This is a genomic window from Streptomyces gardneri, from assembly GCF_006539185.1.
In the GTDB taxonomy this organism is placed as follows: domain Bacteria; phylum Actinomycetota; class Actinomycetes; order Streptomycetales; family Streptomycetaceae; genus Streptomyces; species Streptomyces gardneri.
The window spans coordinates 1-19,186 of sequence record NZ_BJMN01000062.1; the positions used below are offsets into that span (position 1 = coordinate 1).

Genomic DNA, 19,186 nt, shown 5'->3' on the forward strand with positions numbered 1-19,186 from the left:
GGCCGTCGTAGTGGAGGACGGAGCCGCCGCCCGCCGCGACGGTGTGGATGCTCATCATGGGGGCCCGCATCCGCACCCCGGCGACCTGTGTACCGAGTTCACGCTCGAAGGCGCCCGCGTAGTGCGACACGTCCGTGGACGTGCCGCCCATGTCGAAGCCGATGACCCGCTCGTGTCCGGCCTGGGCCGAGGTGCGGGCCATGCCGACGACTCCGCCGGCCGGTCCGGACAGGACGGCGTCCTTGCCGCGGAAGTGGGCGGCCTCGCGCAGTCCGCCGTTGGACTGCATGAACATGAGGCGGATTCCGGCGAGTTCGCGGGCGACCTCGTCGACGTACCGGCGCAGGATCGGCGAGAGATAGGCGTCGACGACGGTGGTGTCCCCGCGCGGGATCAGCTTGATGAGCGGGCTCACCTCGTGCGAGCAGCTGACCTGGGTGAAGCCGGCGGCCCTCGCGGCCTCGGCGATCCGGGTCTCGTGCGCGGGGTGTCGGTAGCCGTGCAGCAGGACGACGGCGACGGAGCGGAAGCCGTCCCGGTGGGCGGCGGCGAGGGCCTCCGCGACGGCGTCCTCGTCCAGGGGGCGGACGACGTGGCCGTGGGCGTCGACGCGCTCCGGGACCTCGGCCACGCGCGCGTACACCGCCTCGGGCAGCACGATGTGCCGGTCGAAGAGCCGGGGCCGGTTCTGGTAGGCGATGCGCAGGGCGTCGCGGAAGCCCTCGGTGACGAGGAGGAGGGTCGGTTCGCCGCGCCGCTCCAGGAGGGCGTTGGTGGCGACGGTGGTGCCCATCTTGACGACGGCGATCCGGTCGGCGGGGACGGGGTCGCCGGGCCCGAGGCCGAGGAGCGCGCGGATCCCGGCGACGGCGGCGTCCTGTCGGCCTGTGGGGTCGTGCCGTCGTACGGGGTCGTGCGAGAGCAGCTTGCGGGTGACGAGCCGTCCGTCGGGCCGCCGTCCGACGACGTCGGTGAAGGTGCCGCCCCGGTCGATCCAGAACTCCCAGCGCCCGTTCATCTCCCCATTGTGGCCGTGAGGGCGGCGGCGAGGGCGGCGTCCGCGCGCGCGTCCAGGGGTTCGGTGCCGGTGCCGTCGGCCCAGTGGCGGAGTTCGGCGCCGGCGAGCAGGAGCAGCTGCGGGAGCAGGTCGCGGCTGCGGCGGAGCACCCAGCCGGTTCCGGCGGTGGCGAGCCAGAGCAGGGTCTCCGCGCGGGTCGGCGGCGGTTGGGCGGGCTCCGGCGCGGGCGATGGGCCGTGGGCGAGTCCCCGGGCGGCGAGGAGTCGGTGGAAGCCCGCGGCGACGGCCCGGTGGCCGCGTTCGCCCGGGTGGAGCCGGTCGGCGCTCCACAGGGCGCGGTCCTCGGTCCAGGTGTCGTCGGCGAGGTGGAGATGGACGGTGTCGTACCGGTCGGACAGGGCGTGCACGACCGCGTTGACGGAGCGCTGGCGGCGGGCCAGCGGGCGGGCCAGGGGCGGCGGCAGGCCGAGCATCCGCCCCGGGTCGGGCAGGCAGGCGGTCAGGAGGACGGCCCCGGCGGCGTCGAGGTCCGTGAGGACGCGGTCGAGGCGGTGGGCGAGGAGTCCGATGTCGAAGGTGCGGCGCAGCGTGTCGTTGACCCCGACGACCACGGAGGCGAGGTGCGGCCGGAAGGCGACGGCGCGGGGCCGCTGGTCCTCGTCGACGTCACGGCTGAGGGCGCCGCCGACGGCGAGGTTCAGGAGCACTGTCTGCCGGGCGCCGGCCGCGGGTCCGGCGGACGAGAGCCCTACCGCCGACAGCCCGTCGGCCGAGAGCCCTTCGGCGAGCAGGGGTGCCCACCCGCGCCAGGCCCCGGCCACCCGGTCGCCGACGCCCTCGCTGAACGAATCGCCGAGCACGGCGAAGCGGACGGAACCGACCGGGGTCCCGGGCCCGGGAGACACGTCCGTCCGGGCGCCGAGCGAATCGACCGTCATCGACGTGCCTCCTCGGAACGGGACGGGGCGGTCCGCGCCGGAAGCGACGGCAGGGGGACGGCGGCCGGTACGGGCGGCTGTACGTGTGCGGGTGCCCGGACCGGCGACGGCGCCGCGTCGTGGGCGTGGAGGAACGCCGCGACCGACCGCTCCCAGGTGAAACCCTCCGCACGCGCGCGTGCGTCCGCTCGGCGGGCGGCCTCCGGGAGGGCGAGCAGCCCCCGGACGGCGGCCGCGAAGGCCTCCGGCGTGTCGGCGGCCACGGCCCCGGCGGTCCCGAGGACCTCCGGGAGGGCGGAGGAGGCGCTGACGACGACCGGCGTCCCGCAGGCGAGCGCCTCCAGGGCGGAGAGGCCGAAGGTCTCCGCGGGCCCCGGGGCCAGGCACACGTCCGCCGCGGCCTGGAGATCGGCGAGGGCCTCCCGGTCGGCGACGTGTCCGAGGAACCGCACCGGGAGGCGCCGCTCGCGCGCCCGCCGCTCCAGAGCACCCCGCAGGGGCCCGTCGCCCGCGACGACCAGCGCCGCCCGGACCCCGGCGTCGCGGAGCTCCGCGAGGGCGTCCAGTGCGGTGCCGGGCCGCTTCTCGACGGAGAGGCGCGAGCAGAGCGCCAGCAGGACTCGCTCCCCGTCCGCGTACCGGGCGCGGAGCACGGTGCTGCGGCGGCCGGGCCGGCAGCGTTCCAGGTCGACGCCGAGCGGAGCCCGTACGACGTTGCGCGCCCCGATCCGTACGAACTCGCGCTCCGCCCACTCCGTGGTGCAGACGATCCGGGCGAAGGCCCAGGCCGTGCGGCGGTTGAGGCGGTCCGCCGCACGGGCCGCGAGCGCGGGGGGAACGCCCCAGGTGCGCAGCACCCCGTCCGCCGTCTCGTGGGAGACCATCGCCGACGGCACCCGGGCGCGGCGCGCCCACTCCCCCGTCCACCGCAGGGTCGTCCGGTCCGAGACCTCGACGCGGTCGGGTGCCAGTTCGTCGAGGAGGCGCGCGACACGGCGCCGGTCGGCGAGGACCCGGTAGCCGCCGGTGCCGGGCAGGACGGGCCCCGGGAGGGTGATGACCCGGCCCTGCTCGGTGTGGTGGTCGCTCGCGACGTCGCCGGGGACGACGAGGACGGGTTCGTGCCCCGCAGCGAGGTAGCCGCGGCCCAGCTGGTCGAGCGCGGTGCGCAGACCGCCGGAGGTGGCGGTCACGAAGTTGGCGAGCCGCACGATACGGAGCCCGCCGCCCGGACCGCCGCCCGGCACGGGGAAGGCGCCTCCGCCCGGGCCGCCTTCCGGTACGGCACGAGCGCCCTTCACGCCGCCACCGCCGTCCGCTCGTGCAGGACCTCCCGGTAGTGGCCGATCAGCTCGTCGCCGAGGGCCTCCCAGGTGCGGCCCTCGACGGCGGCCCGGCCGGCCCGGCCGTAGGCGGCGCGCGCATCCGGAGCCGCAGCGAGCGAGGTGACGGCCGCCCGCAGCGCGTCCGGGTCGCCGGGCGGTACGAGGAGTCCCGTGCGCCCGTGGTCGACGAGGTCCAGCGGCCCGCCGGCCGCCGGGGCGATCACCGGGACGCCGCTCGCCATGGCCTCCTGGACGGTCTGGCAGAAGGTCTCGTACGGGCCGGTGTGGGCGAAGACGTCGAGCGAGGCGAAGATCCGGGCGAGGTCGTCGCCGGTGCGGCGGCCCAGGAAACGGGCGTCCGGCAGAGCGGCGCTCAGCCCGGGCCCGCTGGGCCCGTCGCCGACGACCACGGTGCGGACACCCGGTATCCCGCGGATCCCGGCGAGCAGGTCCACGCGCTTCTCGGGCGCGAGACGGCCCACGTAGCCGACGAGGAGCTCACCGCCGGGTGCGAGTTCGCGGCGCAGGCCGGCGTCGCGCAGGCCGGGACGGAAGCGGACGGTGTCCACACCGCGCCCCCAGAGCCGGATGCGGCCGATGCCGTGGGCCTCCAGGTCGCGCAGGGCGGCGGACGAGGGGGCGAGGGTGCGGTCGGCGGCGCCGTGCACGGCGCGGAGCCGGCGCCAGGCGGCGCCCTCGCCGGTGCCCACGTACGTACGGGCATACCCGGCGAGGTCGGTCTGGTAGACGGCGACGGCGGGGATGCCGAGCCGGGCGGCGGCCGTCATTCCGCGCACGCCGAGGACGAAGGGTCCGGCGAGGTGGACGAGGTCGGCTCGGTGCGCGGCGATGGCGGCGGCGACCCGGCGGCTGGGCAGGGCGACCCGGACCTGGGGGTAGCCGGGCAGTGGCAGGGAGGGCACCCGGACGACGGCGCAGGGGGCGTCGGCGTCCGCCGCGGGGTCGGCGACGGCGGGGGCGATGACGAGCGGGGAGTGGCCCCGGCGGACGAGGTGGCGCGCGGTCTGGAGGGCGCAGTGCGCCACACCGTTGACATCGGGAGGGAAGGATTCTGTGACGATGACGACACGCATACGGGTGTTGTCGTCCCGCTTGGCGTGTACCCGCCTACGTCGATCTGGACGGTGGGGGAACGTCCCATGAGCGTTTCGCCGTGACGGCCGAAGCGCTCGCCGGGCGTCCGGTCACCGGACGCCCGGGGCGGGGCCACGATCGGCGGGATCTCCGCCGCAGGCCGCGCCGCCCCGGGGTCCGGGCGACGGGACGGGCCGGACCGAACCGGACCGAACCGGACCGGACCGAACAGGGTCGGACCGGGTCGGACCGGGTCGGACCGGATCAGACCTGGGGAGGGGTCAGGCCTGGTCGGGAACGAGGCCGGAGTCGGCCTGGTCAGGAACCGGGCCGGAGTCAGACCTGGTCAGGAACCGGACCGGATCAGACCTGGAGGTCCGGCCCTATCCGATTGCGCACCGCCGTCTGGACCTCGGCCTCCTCGGCCGGGTCGGCGGCGAGGCGTCGGAGCCGCTCGGCGACCCGTACGTCTCCGGTCTCGGCGTGCTGGGCGGCCACCTCGCGGGTGGTCTCCTCGCAGTCCCAGAGGCATTCGACGGCGAAGCCGGTCGCGAAGGTGGGGTCGGTGGCGGCGAGGGCTCGGGCCACTCGGCCGCGCAACTGTGAGGAGGACGTCTCGCGGTAGACGTGGCGCAGCACGGGTGCGGCGACGGCGATGTCGAGGCGGCCCGCTCCGTCGACGAGGACGGCGAGCTCGGGGGCGTCGGGTCCGGCGGAGCGGATGGTCCCGCGCAGCGCCCCGAGGACGAGGCCGGCGTCCTGTGCCGTGCCGCGGCAGGCGAGGACCTCGGCTGCGGCGGTGCCGAGCTCGTCGGTGCGCCGGACCCACGCGCGGGCACGGGCGACCGCGTCCTCGCCGCACATGCGCCGGTAGGCGGCGACGGCGGCCTCGGCGACCGGGCCGGAGCCCGCGTCGACGGCGGCCTCCACGAGGTCGAGGACGGCGGGGTCCCGCGATTCGGCGAGGTGGTGGAGCGCGGCGCCGCGCGCTCCCGCCGAGCCGTCGCGGGCGGCGGCGAGGAGTTCGGGGCGGTCCTCGGGACCGGCCACGGCGGTGAGGCAGCGGGCGGCGGGGCCGTGGAGCACGGCACCTCGCTCGTACCCCTCCTGCGCCCAGTCGAGGACGGCCCGCACGCTCCAGCCGGGGCGGGGGCCCGCGGGGCGCATCTGGCGCTGCCAGCGGTCGAAGGATCCCTGTTCCTGGGCGGCCTTGACCCGGGCGCCCACGGCCTCCCGCTGGTCCTCGGCCCACAGCCGCCAGGGCCGGGGCTCGAAGGCGTCGCGCACGACGCCCGCCAGCTCGGCGTCGCCCGTCGGGTCGGCCGGGAAGCGGGCGAGCACGGGCAGGGCGAGCCCGCGGAGCCCGGCGTCGTCGTCGCGCAGGGCCAGCTCGTCCAGGGCCCAGGCCCAGTTCGTGCCGGTCGCCGCGTAGCGCCGGAGCAGCAGCAGGGCGTCCTGGCGGCCGTAGGAGGCGAGGTGCCCCAGGACGGCGAGCGCGAGCCCGGTCCTGGACTCCTCGGGGTCGAGGTGGTCCTCGGCACCGAAGAGGTGCGCCTCGATCTCGTCCAGACCGCCGTGGAGGTCCAGGTAGAGACGGGCGTAGTAGAGGGAGCGGTTCTCGACCTGCCAGTCGTGGCGGGGGTCGGAGAGAACGCAGTGGTTGACGGCCGCGAGGGCCTCGGCCCGTGGCGCGGCGAGCGCGTGGAGGGTGCCGTCGCCGCGGCCCCTCTGCAGCAGGCCGAGCAGGGTGCCGCTCGGCGCTATGACTGGATCGAACATGGAAGACGCCTCACATCAAGCTGTCGACACGACCGGGGGAGACCGGGATGACCCGGGTCAGGCGATACATCTCTGTACGCCTAGGCCGTGCGGCAACATGTCGGGCCGCTCGTCGTCCTGCGCTTGCCAGTGACCATCTTCCTCTGCCTCTCGTCGGTGGCCCGGTCCGCCGGGCCCGACGTCATGATGACCCACCCATTTCGCCACCGCGACCACATTTACGACGCTGCTCTCACCTGGGGTTCAGTACCCGTTCACCGGGCTCCGAAGAGCTCCAGCAGATCGGCCTTGCCGAACATGCGTGCGGTGTCCACGGCGGACGGAGTCCCAGACTCCGGATTCGCGCCGCCGGCGAGCAGGGCGCGGATGACGGCGTCCTCGCCCTTGAAGACGGCACCCGCGAGCGGGGTCTGTCCGCGGTCGTTGGCGCGGTCGGCGTCGGCGCCGCGCTCCAGGAGGGCCGAGACCGCGGCGGCGTGGCCGTGGTAGGCGGCGAGCATGACGAGGGAGTCGCCCTTGTCGTTGGTGAGGTTCGCGGGGACGCCCGCGTCGACATAGGCGGCCAGGGCCTCGGCGTCCCCCGTGCGCGCGAGGTCGAAGACCTTCGACGCCAGCTCGATGACCTCGGGGTCCGGAGTCTCGCTCATCGGGTGGAACCGCCTCTCTCCTGCAGTGTTGACCTGCGCACGGCAAGCGCGGCCGTACGAGTGAATCGACAGGGTACTGCCCGTCGGGCGACATGACCGCGCCCCACCGAGGCAAAGATCACGGCGATCCACCCCCGGCCGACGCCTAGCGCACCACCGGGTTTTCGCCACCGGGCGAGGCATCCGCCTTGCGCCAGTGAAGTGAAATCAGGCGAATTTCACTCTAATGCACCTTTAGTCACATAGATACTTGCTGTGAACCTGGAAGGACTCATGGTGACTGTCCCCTCAACCAGGAGAACACCAAATGATCCTGTCCATCTCAGGCGTGGTCCTGCTCGGCATCATCTGCTTCCTGTTCTTCAAGAAGGACGGGATGAAGGCCTCCCACGCCCTCGTCAGCGCGCTGTTCGGCTTCTACCTCGCGGGCACCGCCATCGCCCCGAGCATCACGGCGGGCGGGCAGAGCCTCGCCGGCCTCCTGGGCGGAATCAAGTTCTGACGCCCCGAGGGGGCGCCCTTCCCCTGCCCCCTCCACCAGCCCCTTCCACGAAACCAGGAGTACGACGTGGCCCGGCGACCACTCCCCCGCATTCTGAGCAGCGGCAGCGCGCAGATCGCTCGTAGCCGAGAGATCGCGCGCACGGCCGCCGACAGCGCCACCGACGTGCTCCAGCCGCTGATCACGGTCTCCCGTGGTCTGCGGAAGCTGGCCGCGACCGCGCGCGCCAAGTGGGCCGCGACCCCCAAGGAGCGGCGCGGTCCCACGCTGCTCCTGGTCGCGGCCTGCGTCCTCGTCGTCGCCCTCGTGCCGTACGGGCCGCTGCTCGCGCTCGTCACGCTCATGGGCGCCGCCGCGTGGAAGGGGCGCGAACGCCCGGTCGTCAAGACCGGGCCCGACGACGCGGAGATCGCCCGGCTCAAGGGCCTGTACGAGGCCCTCGTGCCGTACTTCTCCGTCCCCGACGACCCCGCCCCGCTCTTCACCCACGGCGGCGACTGGAGCGGCGCCTTCGGGGAGTACGCCTTCGACGAGGACGGGCGGCCGACCCGGCTGAGGATCGCGTACCCCCCGTACTTCACCGACGGCGAGCCGGCCGCCCGCGCCCGAGTCGAGCAGCTGCTGCACGCCAAGTCGGGACGCGGCCGCGAGTACCACTTCGACTGGGACCAGGAGGGCAACCTGCTCGTGATGAGCGTGCTGTCCGCCCTGCCCACCACCATCGCCGCCCAGCGCTTCGTCACCGTCCCCGGCGAGACCGTGCTCGGCTTCACCGACGAGGACGCCGTGCAGCGGACCGTGCCCGTGGTCGCGGCGGACGGCACGGAGGACGCCCCGGCCGTGGTCTGGCGCACCGGCCCCCGCTCCGCCGAACCGCACCTGCTGGCCGTGGGCCAGCCGGGCAGCGGCACGACCTCCCTGCTGCGCTCGATCGCGCTCCAGGCCCTCCCCCACGGGGACGTACTGATCGTCGAGGGCGGCGGCACCGGCGAGTACGCCTGCCTGACCGGCCGCGACGGCGTCCTCGCCGTCGAGTGCGGGCTCTCCGGCGCCCTGGCCAGCCTGGAGTGGGCGGCGCACGAGACAGAGCGGCGGCTGATCGCCGCCAACCGCGCCCGGCAGGCGGGGCACCCCGCGCCGGAGGACACCCGGCGGCCGCTGTGGATCCTCCTCGACCGGCCGGGCGTCCTCGGCCACCTGGCCGCCGCCGACGGCCGCCCCGACCCGCAGGAGCTGCTCCAGGTGCCGCTGCGGCACGGGCGCACGGCGCAGGTCACGGTGGTGGTGGCCGAGCAGTTCGACAGCACGGACACCCTGAGCGAGACGGTACGGAGCCACACCCGGGCGCGGATCGTGCTCGGTCCCGCCTCCGCCGAGCAGATCGAGGCCGTCCTCGGGGTCGCGCCGCACACCACGCCGACGCCCCAGGTGCCGGCGGGCCGTGGCTACGCCCGCCTCGGTACGGGCCCGGTCCTGCGGCTCCAGGTGCCGGCGACGCCCGACCCGTACGACGACTCGACGAGCGAGGCGCACCGCCAGGCGGTCCTCGCGCTCCTCCCGGAACGCCGCACGGCGGCGGACGCGGTGGCCGTCGAGACGGTCGGGTTCGAGTCGGCCGGGCTTGAGTCGGCCGGGTTCGAGACGACGACGCTCAAGACGGTGACCGTCGCGGCGGCGACGGCGACCGAGGCGGCCCCCGCCTCGACCCCCGACGCGGCGCCTGCCCCGACCCCGGCCCCGCCGCGCCACGAGCCCGACGTCGCTCCCCTCACCCCTGTCGCACCCGTCGCCCGCTACGAGGGCGAGCCCACCCCGCGCCTCACCGCGGACCCGGGCCCCGCGCCCCGCCACGCTCCGGTGGCCGCCGAGGGCTGAGCGCGCCGCGGACATGCCGAGAGGCCGGTACGGACCACCCTGGTCCGTACCGGCCTCTCGGCGTATGGCGTGCGCCGCCCTACGCCACGAACGACCGGGGCGGTTCCACTCCCCCGCCCGCAGCGCCCGACTCCACCAGGCGCGCCGCGGCGGCGAGGCGGGCGGCGGCCTCGTCGGCGACCGGGCCGCCGACCGTGAAGGGAAGCCGGATGAATCCCTCGAAGGCGCCGTCCACCCCGAAGCGCGGGCCCGAGGGGACCCGGACGCCGACGCGTTCGCCCGCCTCGGCGAGCCGGGAGCCGGAGAGCCCGCCGGTTCGGACCCAGAGGGTCAGCCCGCCGCGCGGCACCGAGAACTCCCACTCCGGCAGCTCCCTGCGGACCGCGGCGACGAGCGCGTCCCGGTTCTCGCGCGCCTGCGCGCGCCGGAGGCTCACGGCCTTCTCCCAGCCGCCGGTCCCCATCAGCCAGTTCACGCCGAGCTGTTCCAGCACGGGGGTGCCGAGGTCCGCGTACGCGCGCGCGGCCACCAGGGAGCGGATGACGTCGGGTGCGGCCCTGACCCAGCCGATCCGCATGCCCGCCCAGAAGGCCTTGCTGGCCGAGCCGACCGTCAGGACCGTCGAGCCCGCCGGGTCGAAGGCGCAGACCGGCCGGGGCATCTCCACGTCGTCGTCGAGGTGCAGCTCGGTCATGGTCTCGTCGACGACGAGGACCGTGCCGGCCGAGCGGGCCGCGTCCACGAGCTGCCGTCGCTGGTCCTCGTCGGCCAGCGCGCCGGTGGGGTTGTGGAAGTCGGCGACGACGTACGCCAGGCGGGGCGCCGCGTCCCGCAGCACCTGGCGCCAGCGGCTCATGTCCCAGCTGCCGAGTCCCTCGGACATGGCGACGGGGACGAGCCGGGCCCCGGCCTCCCGCATGAGCTGGAGGATGTTGGCGTACGAGGGCGACTCGACGGCGATGCGCTCGCCCCGCCCCGCGAAGAGGTGGCAGATGGCGTCGATGGCGCCCATGGCCCCGGTCGTCACCATGATCTGCTCGGGCATCGTGGGGATGCCGCGCGCCGTGTAGCGGTCGGCGAGCATCTGGCGCAGCGCGGGCAGCCCGGCCGGGTAGTCGCCATGCGTGTGGGCGTAGGGCGGCAGCTCCTCCAGGGCGCCCTGGACGCCCCGGGTGAGCCAGGGCTCGGGCGCGGGCAGCGCCGCGCAGCCGAGGTCGATCAAGGAGCCGAGGGCCTCCGGGGGCAGCGGTTCGAGGCCGCGCGCGGGCAGCGGGTTCCCGGCCGGTACGGCCGTCCAGCTGCCGGCCCCGCGGCGGGACTCCAGGAAGCCCTCGGCGCGCAGCGCCTCGTAGGCCGCGGCCACGGTCGTCCGGCTGACGGTCAGGGCGACGGCGAGTTCCCGCTCGGCGGGCAGGCGGGCGGCGACGGGGACGCGGCCCTCCAGGACGAGAAGGCGGATGCCGTCGGCGAGGGCGCGATAGGCGGGCGGCTTCCGGGCGCCGGGTCCCGCGGGCCTCGGCTGCTGCGCCTGGAGCTGCCGGGCGAGCTGCGCCGGCCCCACCGCCGAAGTCCACTGAGCCATCGAAATCAGTCCACCTTCATCGAATTGGCCATGGTTGGCACCGGATACCCCGCCACAGAGTGTCATGAGCCAGTCCACTACCACCACCCTGGGGGGCAGTCCCTTGTCCATCGCCTCCGGCCTCCACGGCCGGCACCTCACCCGCCGGCTCGTCCAGCTGTACGTCGGTCTGACGCTGTACGGGGTGAGCTCGGCGCTCCTGGTGCGCAGCGGGCTCGGCCTGGAGCCCTGGGGCGTCCTCCACCAGGGTCTCGCCGAGAAGACCGGACTGACCATCGGCGTGGTGTCGATCATCGTCGGGGCGGCGGTGCTGCTCCTGTGGATCCCGATCCGGCAGAAGCCGGGTCTGGGCACCGTCTCCAACGTCTTCGTGATCGGCGTGGCGATGGACGGCACCCTGGCACTGGTCCCGGACGTCCACGGCCTGGCCGGTCAGGTGCCGCTGCTCGCGATCGGCATCGTCCTGAACGGGGTGGCCACCGGCCTGTACATCGCGGCGCGGTTCGGTCCCGGTCCGCGCGACGGGCTGATGACCGGTCTGCACCGGCTCACCGGCCGCTCGATCCGGCTGGTGCGGACGGCGATCGAGGTGGCGGTCGTCGCGACCGGCTTCGCGCTCGGCGGTTCGGTCGGCGTCGGCACGGTCCTGTACGCGCTGGCGATCGGGCCGCTCGCCCAGTACTTCCTGCGCTGGTTCGCCGTTCCCGAAGCCTCGCCCCGGCCGGATTCCGGCGGCTCCGAGACACCTGGTGCCGCCACCCGGCCGACATCCGTCGATCCTCAGGTCGCCCCCGAGACACCGGGACAGGCCATACTGCGCCCGTGACTCGCGTACGCCACCCTTATCTCGACCACCCGTCCCCCCTCCCGTTCGCCCATCGCGGCGGCACGGCGAACGGCCTGGAGAACACCGCGGCCGCCTTCCGCCTGGCCTCCGCGGCGGGCTACCGCTACTTCGAGACCGATGTGCACACGACGGCGGACGGCGTGCTCGTCGCCTTCCACGACGCGACCCTCGACCGGGTGACGGACACCGCGGGCCGGATCCGCGACCTGCCCTGGGCCGCGGTGCGCGAGGCCCGCGTGGCAGGCCAGGAGCCGCTGCCGCTCTTCGCCGACCTCCTGGAGGAGTTCCCGGAGGCCCGCTGGAACGTCGACCTCAAGACCGAGTCGGCCCTGGAGCCGCTGGTGGACCTGATCCGGCGGACCGGCGCCTGGGACCGGGTGTGCGTGGGCTCCTTCACGGAGTCCCGGGTGGCGCGGGCCCAGCGTCTCGCGGGCCCCCGGCTCGCCACCTCGTACGGGGTGCGCGGGGTCGTCGGGCTGCGGCTGCGCTCGCTGGGGATCCCGGCGGCGTTGCGGGCGGGCGCGGTGGCCGCGCAGGTCCCTGAGCGCCAGGCCGGCATCCCGGTGGTCGACCGCCGCTTCGTGCGGGAGGCCCACGCGCGCGGGCTCCAGGTCCACGTCTGGACGGTGAACGATCCGGAGCGGATGAACTCTCTCCTCGACCTGGGCGTGGATGGCATCATGACCGATCATCTGGAGACGCTGCGCTCGGTGCTGACCGAGCGGGGGGCGTGGGTCTGAGCGCGTGCCGAGCCGGCGCCGAGCGGATCACGGGGACGAGCAAGGGGGCGCGGCCTTGACCGCAGACACCACCGAACCGGAGGAGTACGCCGCCGGTCCCGCCGAGCGGCGGCGCGAGCAGCGCGGCTGGTACTTCTACGACTTCGCGTGCTCGGTGTACTCGACGAGCGTGGTGACCGTGTTCCTCGGCCCGTACCTGACCTCGGTGGCGCGGGCGGCGTCCGACGCCGAGGGCTTCGTGTACCCGCTCGGGATACCCGTGCGTGCGGGCTCGCTCTTCGCGTACACCGTGTCGGCCTCGATCGTGGTCGCGGTGCTGGTGATGCCCCTGGTGGGCGCGGTGGCGGACCGGACGGGCCGGAAGAAGCCGCTGCTCGCGGCGTCGGCGTACCTGGGGGCCGCGGCCACGGCGGGGATGTTCTTCCTCGCGGGCGAGCGCTACCTCCTCGGCGCGTTCCTGCTGATCGTGGCGAACGCCTCGCTCGCGGTGTCGATGGTGCTCTACAACGCCTATCTCCCGCAGATCGCGGAGCCGGACGAGCGGGACAAGGTCTCCTCGCGCGGCTGGGCCTTCGGCTACACGTCCGGCGCGCTGGTCCTCGTCCTGAACCTGGTCCTGTACTCGGGTCACGACTCGTTCGGCCTCACCGAGGGCGAGGCCGTCCGGATCTGTCTCGCCTCGGCCGGTGTGTGGTGGGGCGCCTTCACCCTCGTACCGCTGCGACGGCTGCGCGACCGGCACGTCCGCGCGGCCGGGGCCGAGCGGGCGGGCGGGGTCGGCGGTGGCTGGCGGCAGCTGCGGGCGACCCTCAAGGACATGCGCCGGTATCCGCTGACGCTCTCGTTCCTGCTCGCCTATCTGGTCTACAACGACGGCGTGCAGACGGTGATCTCGCAGGCCTCGGTGTACGGCTCGGAGGAACTGGGCCTCGACCAGACGACCCTGATCACGGCGGTGCTGCTGGTCCAGGTGCTCGCGGTGGCGGGCGCTCTGGGGATGGGGCGACTCGCCCGGACGCACGGCGCCAAGCGGACGATTCTCGGCTCGCTCGCGGTCTGGACGCTGATCCTGGCGGCGGGTTACTTCCTGCCGGCCGGCGAGCCCCTGTTCTTCTACTGCCTGGCGGCCGCGATCGGGCTGGTACTGGGCGGCAGCCAGGCCCTGTCGCGCTCGCTGTTCTCTCATCTGGTGCCGCGCGGCAAGGAGGCGGAGTACTTCTCGGCCTACGAGATGAGCGACCGGGGACTGAGCTGGCTGGGTCCACTCGTGTTCGGTCTCGCGTATCAGCTGACCGGGAGCTATCGGGATGCCATCATCTCTCTCGTGATCTTCTTCGCTGTCGGCTTCGTCCTGCTCGCCCGGGTCCCGGTGCGACGCGCGGTGGAGGAGGCGGGCAACCCGCTGCCGGAGCGAATTTAGACGCGGAAGTGAAAGGCCGGTAGTGTACGCCTTTGGCCTGCCAGGCGGACCGTTACTGCGTGCTGCTTTGGTGAAGACAGTGAGTTACATCTGATGTCAGATGTGACAAAACGGGCACTGGTGGGTACAACAAGGGGCGGCACGACGGGCGACGCATGACCCGGCACGGGAATCTTTACCGCCGACCGGACGTTGACCGGATAACGACGACAGCGACACCTGTCCTGTGGGCGACAAGCCCGGGAGGCACGATTCATGAGTGAGCGAGCTCTTCGCGGCACGCGCCTCGTGGTGACCAGCTACGAGACCGACCGCGGCATCGATCTGGCCCCGCGCCAGGCCGTGGAGTACGCATGCGAGAAGGGCCATCGTTTTGAGATGCCCTTCTCGGTGGAGGCGGAAATTCCGCCGGAGTGGGAATGCAAGGTCTGCGGAATCCAGGCTCTCCTGGTGGACGGGGACGGTCCCGAGGAGAAGAAGGGCAAGCCGGCGCGTACGCACTGGGACATGCTCATGGAGCGGCGCACCCGCGAGGAGCTGGAGGAGGTCCTTGCCGAAAGGCTGGCCGTCCTGCGCTCCGGCGCCATGAACATCGCCGTGCATCCGCGCGACAGCCGTAAGTCCGCGTAGCGGACAATCGGACGACAACGCCGAGGGGCCCGGTACACGATCTGTGTACCGGGCCCCTCGGCGTTGTCGTGCTCGTCGCGTCTCACATTGCCGCGTGGCCGCGTAGCCCGTTCGGTCAGGGCAGCAGGGGCGGGCGGGGCTCCTCGGGCCGACGGGGGCCCTGGCTCGCGTCCTCGCGGACGACCTCGCCCTGGACGACCTTTCCGTCCGGGCGATGGATGCGCGCCTGCTGGAAGGCGTCCTGGAGGCTGCCGGGAGAAGAGGCCGCGGTCATCCGGCGCTCGACGGCCTTCTCCGCGTACCGCCCGAGGAAGGAGCGGACCTGCGGGATCAGCAGCAGGAGTCCGGCCGCGTCCGAGAGGAAGCCGGGGATGATCAGGAGCAGACCGCCGAGCATCAGGAAGCCGTTGCGGTCCTCCGCGCCGGTCCGCCCGTCCGGCGAGGGCGCCTGGCCGGTCTGGGCGGCCGCCTGGGCCTGCTGGAAGGTCGTGGTGAGGTTCCGGAAGGCACGTCGGCCCGCCCGCTTCACCACGGTGGCGCCGAGGACGGCGCCACCGATGAGCAGGGCGAGCACGGTCAGCGCGCCCGTCGCGTTCGCCACCACCGTGAGCAGCCAGATCTCCAGGACCAGCCAGGCGGCGACGGCGAGGGGAACGAAGGTGCGCGCGCGGGAGCGCTTGGGGGCGAGGGGAGGCGGTGCGCCGGTCGTCATGACCCCCAGTGTGCCTGGCACCCCGCCGGAACGTCGTAAAGAAAGGATCAGTACGCGCGACGGGGGACGGGCCTCGACGAAGGGGTCAGGAGGACTTGCGGCCGAGCAGCTTGCCGACCTTCTCCGCCCGCGCCGTCAGACCCCAGCCGGTGACCCGCCACAGCGCCTCGACGACGATGTTCCGGCTCATCTTGGAGTCGCCGATCTCCCGCTCCACGAAGGTGATCGGGACCTCGACGACATGGAAGCCCGCGGCGACCGCGCGACGGGCCAGGTCGACCTGGAAGCAGTAGCCCGCGGAGGCCACGTCCTCCAGGCCGAGGCCCTCCAGGGTCTCCTTGCGGAAGGCCCGGTAGCCGCCGGTGACGTCACGGATCGGCACGTCGAGCATCACGCGGGAGTAGAGGCTGCCGCCCCGGGAGATGAACTCGCGGGACTTGGGCCAGTTCACGATCCGGCCGCCCGGCACCCAGCGGGAGCCGAGGACCAGGTCCGCGCCCTTGAGGGCGGTGAGCAGCCGCGGCAGCTCCTCAGGCTGGTGCGAGCCGTCCGCGTCCATCTCCACGAGGACGTCGTAGCCGTGCTCGATGCCCCAGCGGAAGCCGGCGAGGTAGGCGGCGCCCAGCCCCTCCTTGCCCTTCCGGTGCAGGACGTGGACGTGATCGTCCTCGGAGGAGATCTCGTCCGCGAACTTGCCCGTACCGTCGGGGCTGTTGTCGTCCGCGACGAGAACGTGCGCCTCGGGTACGGCTTCCCGCACCCGCGCGACGATCGGCTTGATGTTCTCCGCCTCGTTGTAGGTCGGAATGATCACCAAGGCCTTGCCGAGCGGGCCGTAACGCCTCTGGCCACCGTCGTTCACTACTGCCCCTTCGGATACATACGAGTACCCCACCATAGCGAGGTCCTCGGAGTGCTCCGGCGCAGCGGTCACGTGGGTATCGGACATATGGGGGCGGTTGCCGTGCGGTGCGGGGCCCGACGTCCTTCGGTCCGACCTGGGATCCGCTGGCTGCGGGTCGACCGAGAGCCGTTGTCTACTGAACGTCCGGGCCCCACCCGGGTCGCACCTTCCGCCGGAGAAACCTTCCCTCGCGGCCGAGGCGCGGGCGGCGGTCGGCGACTGCGGGGCGGTTTCAAACGGTCGGACGTCCTGTGGTGGACCCGGTGAACCTACCCGCCCCCGACCGTCAGCTGTCAACACCCGCTTGACCTGCGGAGACTCCCTGAAAGGCCAGGCAGGAGAGGAAGATCCGCAGGTCGGGGACAAGCGTACGGAGCGGTGCTCGGGGGTCGGAAATATCCCTACATCACTCGTTCGGCCGTACGAACACCGTCTGTCCGTACACCACCGTGCGCAGGCAGACGGGGAGCTCCGCACCGGGCGACAGATCGGGCAGACCGGGCGTGCCGGAGCGGGGGTCGGTGGACCATCGGGCCACCCGGTCGTCGGGTGCCTGGACGAGGAGTTCGCCGGTGCGCCAGACCGCGTAGTCGGCGGGAGCGCCCGGGACGAGCGTCCCGGCGTCGTCGCGGCCCACGGCCCGCCAGCCGCCCCTGGTGTGGGCGGTGAAGGCGGCCCGGACGGAGATCCGGTGCTCGGGGGTGCGGTGGAAGGCGGCGGCGCGGACGGTGCCCCACGGGTCGAGCGGGGTGACCGGGCTGTCGGAGCCGAAGGCCAGCGGCACACCGGCGCGCAGGAGCGCCGCGTACGGGTTGAGGGTGCCGGCCCGCTCGACGCCGAGCCGGTCGGCGTACATGCCCTCCTCGCCGCCCCAGAGCGCGTCGAAGGCGGGCTGGACGGACGCGGTGAGGCCCAGCTCGGCGAAGGCCGCGATCGTCTCGGGAGTGAGCATCTCGGCGTGCTCGACGCGGTGGCGGGCGGCCCGGATCCGGGCGAGGCCGAGCTTCTCGGCGGCGGCGCGGACGCCCTCGACGACGGCGGCGACGGCGGCGTCCCCGATGGCGTGGAAGCCGGCCTGGAGCCCTGCCTCGGTGCAGGCCACGACATGGGCGGCGACGGTGGGCGCGTCCAGGTGGGCGGCCCCCGTGGGGGCGGTACCGGCGTGGGCCGCGTGGTCCGCGTACGGCTCGTGGAGGCAGGCGGTGTGGGAGCCGAGGGAGCCGTCGACGAAGAGGTCGCCGGCCGCCCCGAGGGCGCCCAGGTCCCGCGCCCGATCGATGTCGAGGTCCGCCCAGTAGCCCACGACCCGGGGCCCCGCCTCGGCGCGGGCGAGGTCCAGGAGGCCCGTGAAGTCCTCCTCGGAGGAGATCCGGGGGCCGCCGCACTCGTGGAGGGTGCCGATGCCGAGGGAGGCGGCGTGGCTCCGGGCGGCGCGCTGCGCCTCCGTGCGCTGGGCCGGGGAGACGGCGGCGAAGGCGGCGGCGCGGACGGCGTGATGTGCGTCACCGGTGAGCGGCCGCTGGCCGTCGTGGAAGCCGTCCAGGTCGCGGATGCCGGGGACGAGGTCGAGGAGGGCGGTCGTGACGACGGCCGAGTGGACGTCGATCCGGGTCAGGTAGAGCGGGCGGCCGCCCGTGAGGCCGTCGAGCTCGGCGCGGGTGAGCGGGCGGCGCTCGGGCCAGCGGGAGGCGTCCCAGCCGTGGCCGATGAGGATGCGGTCCGCGGGGTGGGTCGCGGCGTGGGCCCGGATCATCTCCGCCGCCTCGGCGAGCGAGGCGGCGGAGGACAGGTCGAGGCCTGTGAGGGCGAAGCCGGTGGCCGTGGTGTGCACGTGCGCGTCGACGAACGCCGGGGTGACGAGCGCGCCCTCCAGGTCGACGACCTCGTCCACGCCGGAGGCGAAGGCGTCGGCCGCGCCCTCCGAGCCCACCCAGGCGACGTGCCCGCGCTCCACCACCATGGCGGTGGCGAAGGGATCGGCGGGGCTGTGGACTTCCCCGCCGCGCAGCAGGACGGTGCGCTGCTCGGCGGCGGAGGCGGCGGACGCCGCGGACATGGGCTCACTCATGCGACCAGGCTAGGACCTGCGGGGACCCGCTTTGTCCGGCAGGTCCCCCACCTGCGGTGGTCCGGGGTCAGATGCGGGGCGGTCGGGCCTCGTACGGGGTGGACAGGACGACCGTCGTCCGGCTGGACACCCCGGCCTGCGAGCGGATGCGGCTGAGCAGGTGTTCCAGCTCCAGCGGCGTCGCGACCCGGACCTTCAGGATGTAGTTCTCGTCGCCCGCGACGCTGTGGCAGGCCTCGATCTCCGGGATGTCGGCGAGCCGGTCCGGGGTGTCGTCCGGGGCGCTCGGGTCGAAGGGTTTGACCGAGATGAAGGCGGTGAGCGGCAGACCCACGGCCTCCGGGTCGACGACGGCGGCATAGCCGCGGATGACTCCGCGCTGCTCGAGACGGCGGACGCGCTGATGCACTGCCGAGGTGGACAGGCCGGTGGCCTTGCCCAGGTCGGTGTAGCTCATGCGCCCGTCCTTGACGAGCAACTCGACGATCTGACGATCCAGCTCCTCCATGCGGTGACCCTAGTGCGCCGCGGGCGCCGCGGGACAACCGGGGGCAGCCCGTATAGGCCGCTATGGGCGGTCACGGGGCACCTGCGACGGGCATGTGACGAACACCACAGGTTTGCGCTCGGCCCGGGGTCCCGGCTCACGGTTATGCGGAGTTCCGCATGGGAAGTGCTTGCTGTGGTCGAGGCCGTCACAGACCCGGCCGACGCACCCGAGGGGGAGATTCTCCATGCAGGATCCTGTTGAATCCGTCGACACGTTCGACGAGCTCGACGCGTACGACACCTTTGAGATGTTCCGGGTCGTCTGCCCGGAGTGCGTGCAGCCGATCGCGCTGCTCGCCGACGAGGACGTGCTGCCCGAGCACGCCCAGTGCCCCACGCCGTGGAACCCCTTCGTCCTGACGGTCTGCCAGGGCACGGGCCTTCCGGCGTCCTCGGCCCGCCCGGCGGACGACAGCCTGGAGGTCCAGGAGCAGGACACCGCGCTGCTCCTGACGCTCCCCCAGGGTCTCGACTGGCGGACGCAGCCCTTCTCGCACGTCGGCGGTCCGGGCTCGCGCCCGCTGCGGGTGCCCCAGATGCGGCGCGCCGCCTAGA

18 protein-coding genes are annotated in these 19,186 nt (G+C 73.8%); 7 read left to right on the forward strand and 11 right to left on the reverse strand.

Features of this window, described 5'->3' with window-relative positions:
- The 6 genes from SGA01_RS35835 to SGA01_RS35860 all read right to left on the reverse strand — a co-directional run.
- Nucleotides 1-1,018 (reverse strand): hydantoinase/oxoprolinase N-terminal domain-containing protein (locus SGA01_RS35835; RefSeq protein ID WP_304364583.1); only part of this gene is annotated, 1,018 nt, incomplete at its 3' end.
- Nucleotides 1,015-1,956, reverse strand: a complete 942-nt coding sequence (locus SGA01_RS35840; protein WP_141302128.1) for an SGNH/GDSL hydrolase family protein — start codon at nt 1,954-1,956, stop codon at nt 1,015-1,017. The genes SGA01_RS35840 and SGA01_RS35835, both read right to left, overlap by 4 nt.
- A complete protein-coding gene (locus SGA01_RS35845; RefSeq protein ID WP_141302173.1) occupies nt 1,953-3,203 on the reverse strand; it encodes a glycosyltransferase in 1,251 nt (416 codons plus the stop codon). Before SGA01_RS35845 ends, SGA01_RS35840 begins: the two co-directional genes overlap by 4 nt.
- A gap of 50 nt (nt 3,204-3,253) precedes the next feature.
- On the reverse strand, nt 3,254-4,375 hold the full coding sequence (locus tag SGA01_RS35850) for a glycosyltransferase family 4 protein (protein WP_141302130.1): 1,122 nt from the start codon (nt 4,373-4,375) through the stop codon (nt 3,254-3,256).
- A 364-nt stretch (nt 4,376-4,739) separates the two neighbouring features.
- On the reverse strand, nt 4,740-6,155 hold the full coding sequence (locus SGA01_RS35855) for a HEAT repeat domain-containing protein (RefSeq protein WP_141302132.1): 1,416 nt from the start codon (nt 6,153-6,155) through the stop codon (nt 4,740-4,742).
- Nucleotides 6,156-6,409: 254 nt separating this feature from the next.
- On the reverse strand, nt 6,410-6,802 hold the full coding sequence (locus SGA01_RS35860; RefSeq protein WP_141302133.1) for an ankyrin repeat domain-containing protein: 393 nt from the start codon (nt 6,800-6,802) through the stop codon (nt 6,410-6,412).
- A gap of 307 nt (nt 6,803-7,109) precedes the next feature.
- Here SGA01_RS35860 and SGA01_RS35865 point away from each other — a divergent pair, with 307 nt between their 5' ends.
- Nucleotides 7,110-7,304, forward strand: coding sequence for a hypothetical protein (locus SGA01_RS35865; RefSeq protein WP_015032212.1), 195 nt, complete (start codon nt 7,110-7,112; stop codon nt 7,302-7,304).
- Nucleotides 7,305-7,370: 66 nt separating this feature from the next.
- Nucleotides 7,371-9,179: a hypothetical protein gene (locus tag SGA01_RS35870; RefSeq protein ID WP_229918498.1), complete on the forward strand. Its 1,809-nt coding sequence runs from the start codon at nt 7,371-7,373 to the stop codon at nt 9,177-9,179.
- Between the two features lie 79 nt (nt 9,180-9,258).
- On the opposite strand, the gene SGA01_RS35875 is transcribed toward SGA01_RS35870, so the two are convergent.
- Complete coding sequence (locus SGA01_RS35875) at nt 9,259-10,761, reverse strand: SCO1417 family PLP biosynthesis transcription factor (protein ID WP_141302135.1); 1,503 nt, start codon at nt 10,759-10,761, stop codon at nt 9,259-9,261.
- A 64-nt stretch (nt 10,762-10,825) separates the two neighbouring features.
- Here SGA01_RS35875 and yczE point away from each other — a divergent pair, with 64 nt between their 5' ends.
- The 4 genes from yczE to SGA01_RS35895 all read left to right on the forward strand — a co-directional run bounded on the left by yczE (nt 10,826) and on the right by SGA01_RS35895 (nt 14,398).
- The gene (yczE, locus tag SGA01_RS35880; protein ID WP_229918499.1) at nt 10,826-11,587 is read left to right on the forward strand and encodes a membrane protein YczE; all 762 of its coding nucleotides are present in this window, start codon (nt 10,826-10,828) and stop codon (nt 11,585-11,587) included.
- Nucleotides 11,584-12,348 (forward strand): glycerophosphodiester phosphodiesterase family protein, encoded by a 765-nt coding sequence (locus SGA01_RS35885; protein ID WP_141302137.1) that lies wholly within the window; start codon nt 11,584-11,586, stop codon nt 12,346-12,348. The genes yczE and SGA01_RS35885 overlap by 4 nt, the downstream gene beginning before the upstream one ends.
- A 55-nt stretch (nt 12,349-12,403) precedes the next feature.
- Nucleotides 12,404-13,768 (forward strand): MFS transporter, encoded by a 1,365-nt coding sequence (locus tag SGA01_RS35890; RefSeq protein WP_141302139.1) that lies wholly within the window; start codon nt 12,404-12,406, stop codon nt 13,766-13,768.
- Nucleotides 13,769-14,023: 255 nt separating this feature from the next.
- Nucleotides 14,024-14,398, forward strand: coding sequence for an RNA polymerase-binding protein RbpA (locus SGA01_RS35895; RefSeq protein ID WP_015032218.1), 375 nt, complete (start codon nt 14,024-14,026; stop codon nt 14,396-14,398).
- 115 nt (nt 14,399-14,513) lie between these two features.
- On the opposite strand, the gene fxsA is transcribed toward SGA01_RS35895, so the two are convergent.
- The 4 genes from fxsA to SGA01_RS35915 form a co-directional block, all read right to left on the reverse strand.
- Nucleotides 14,514-15,110: an FxsA family membrane protein gene (gene fxsA / locus SGA01_RS35900; RefSeq protein ID WP_141302141.1), complete on the reverse strand. Its 597-nt coding sequence runs from the start codon at nt 15,108-15,110 to the stop codon at nt 14,514-14,516.
- 85 nt (nt 15,111-15,195) lie between these two features.
- Nucleotides 15,196-16,008 (reverse strand): polyprenol monophosphomannose synthase, encoded by an 813-nt coding sequence (locus SGA01_RS35905; protein WP_055644623.1) that lies wholly within the window; start codon nt 16,006-16,008, stop codon nt 15,196-15,198.
- A gap of 412 nt (nt 16,009-16,420) precedes the next feature.
- A complete protein-coding gene (locus tag SGA01_RS35910; protein ID WP_371866277.1) occupies nt 16,421-18,082 on the reverse strand; it encodes an amidohydrolase in 1,662 nt (553 codons plus the stop codon).
- A gap of 67 nt (nt 18,083-18,149) precedes the next feature.
- Nucleotides 18,150-18,590 (reverse strand): Lrp/AsnC family transcriptional regulator, encoded by a 441-nt coding sequence (locus tag SGA01_RS35915; protein WP_017242178.1) that lies wholly within the window; start codon nt 18,588-18,590, stop codon nt 18,150-18,152.
- Between the two features lie 226 nt (nt 18,591-18,816).
- Here SGA01_RS35915 and SGA01_RS35920 point away from each other — a divergent pair, with 226 nt between their 5' ends.
- Nucleotides 18,817-19,185, forward strand: coding sequence for a hypothetical protein (locus SGA01_RS35920; RefSeq protein WP_055644621.1), 369 nt, complete (start codon nt 18,817-18,819; stop codon nt 19,183-19,185).
- The last annotated feature ends 1 nt before the right edge of the window (nt 19,186 follow it).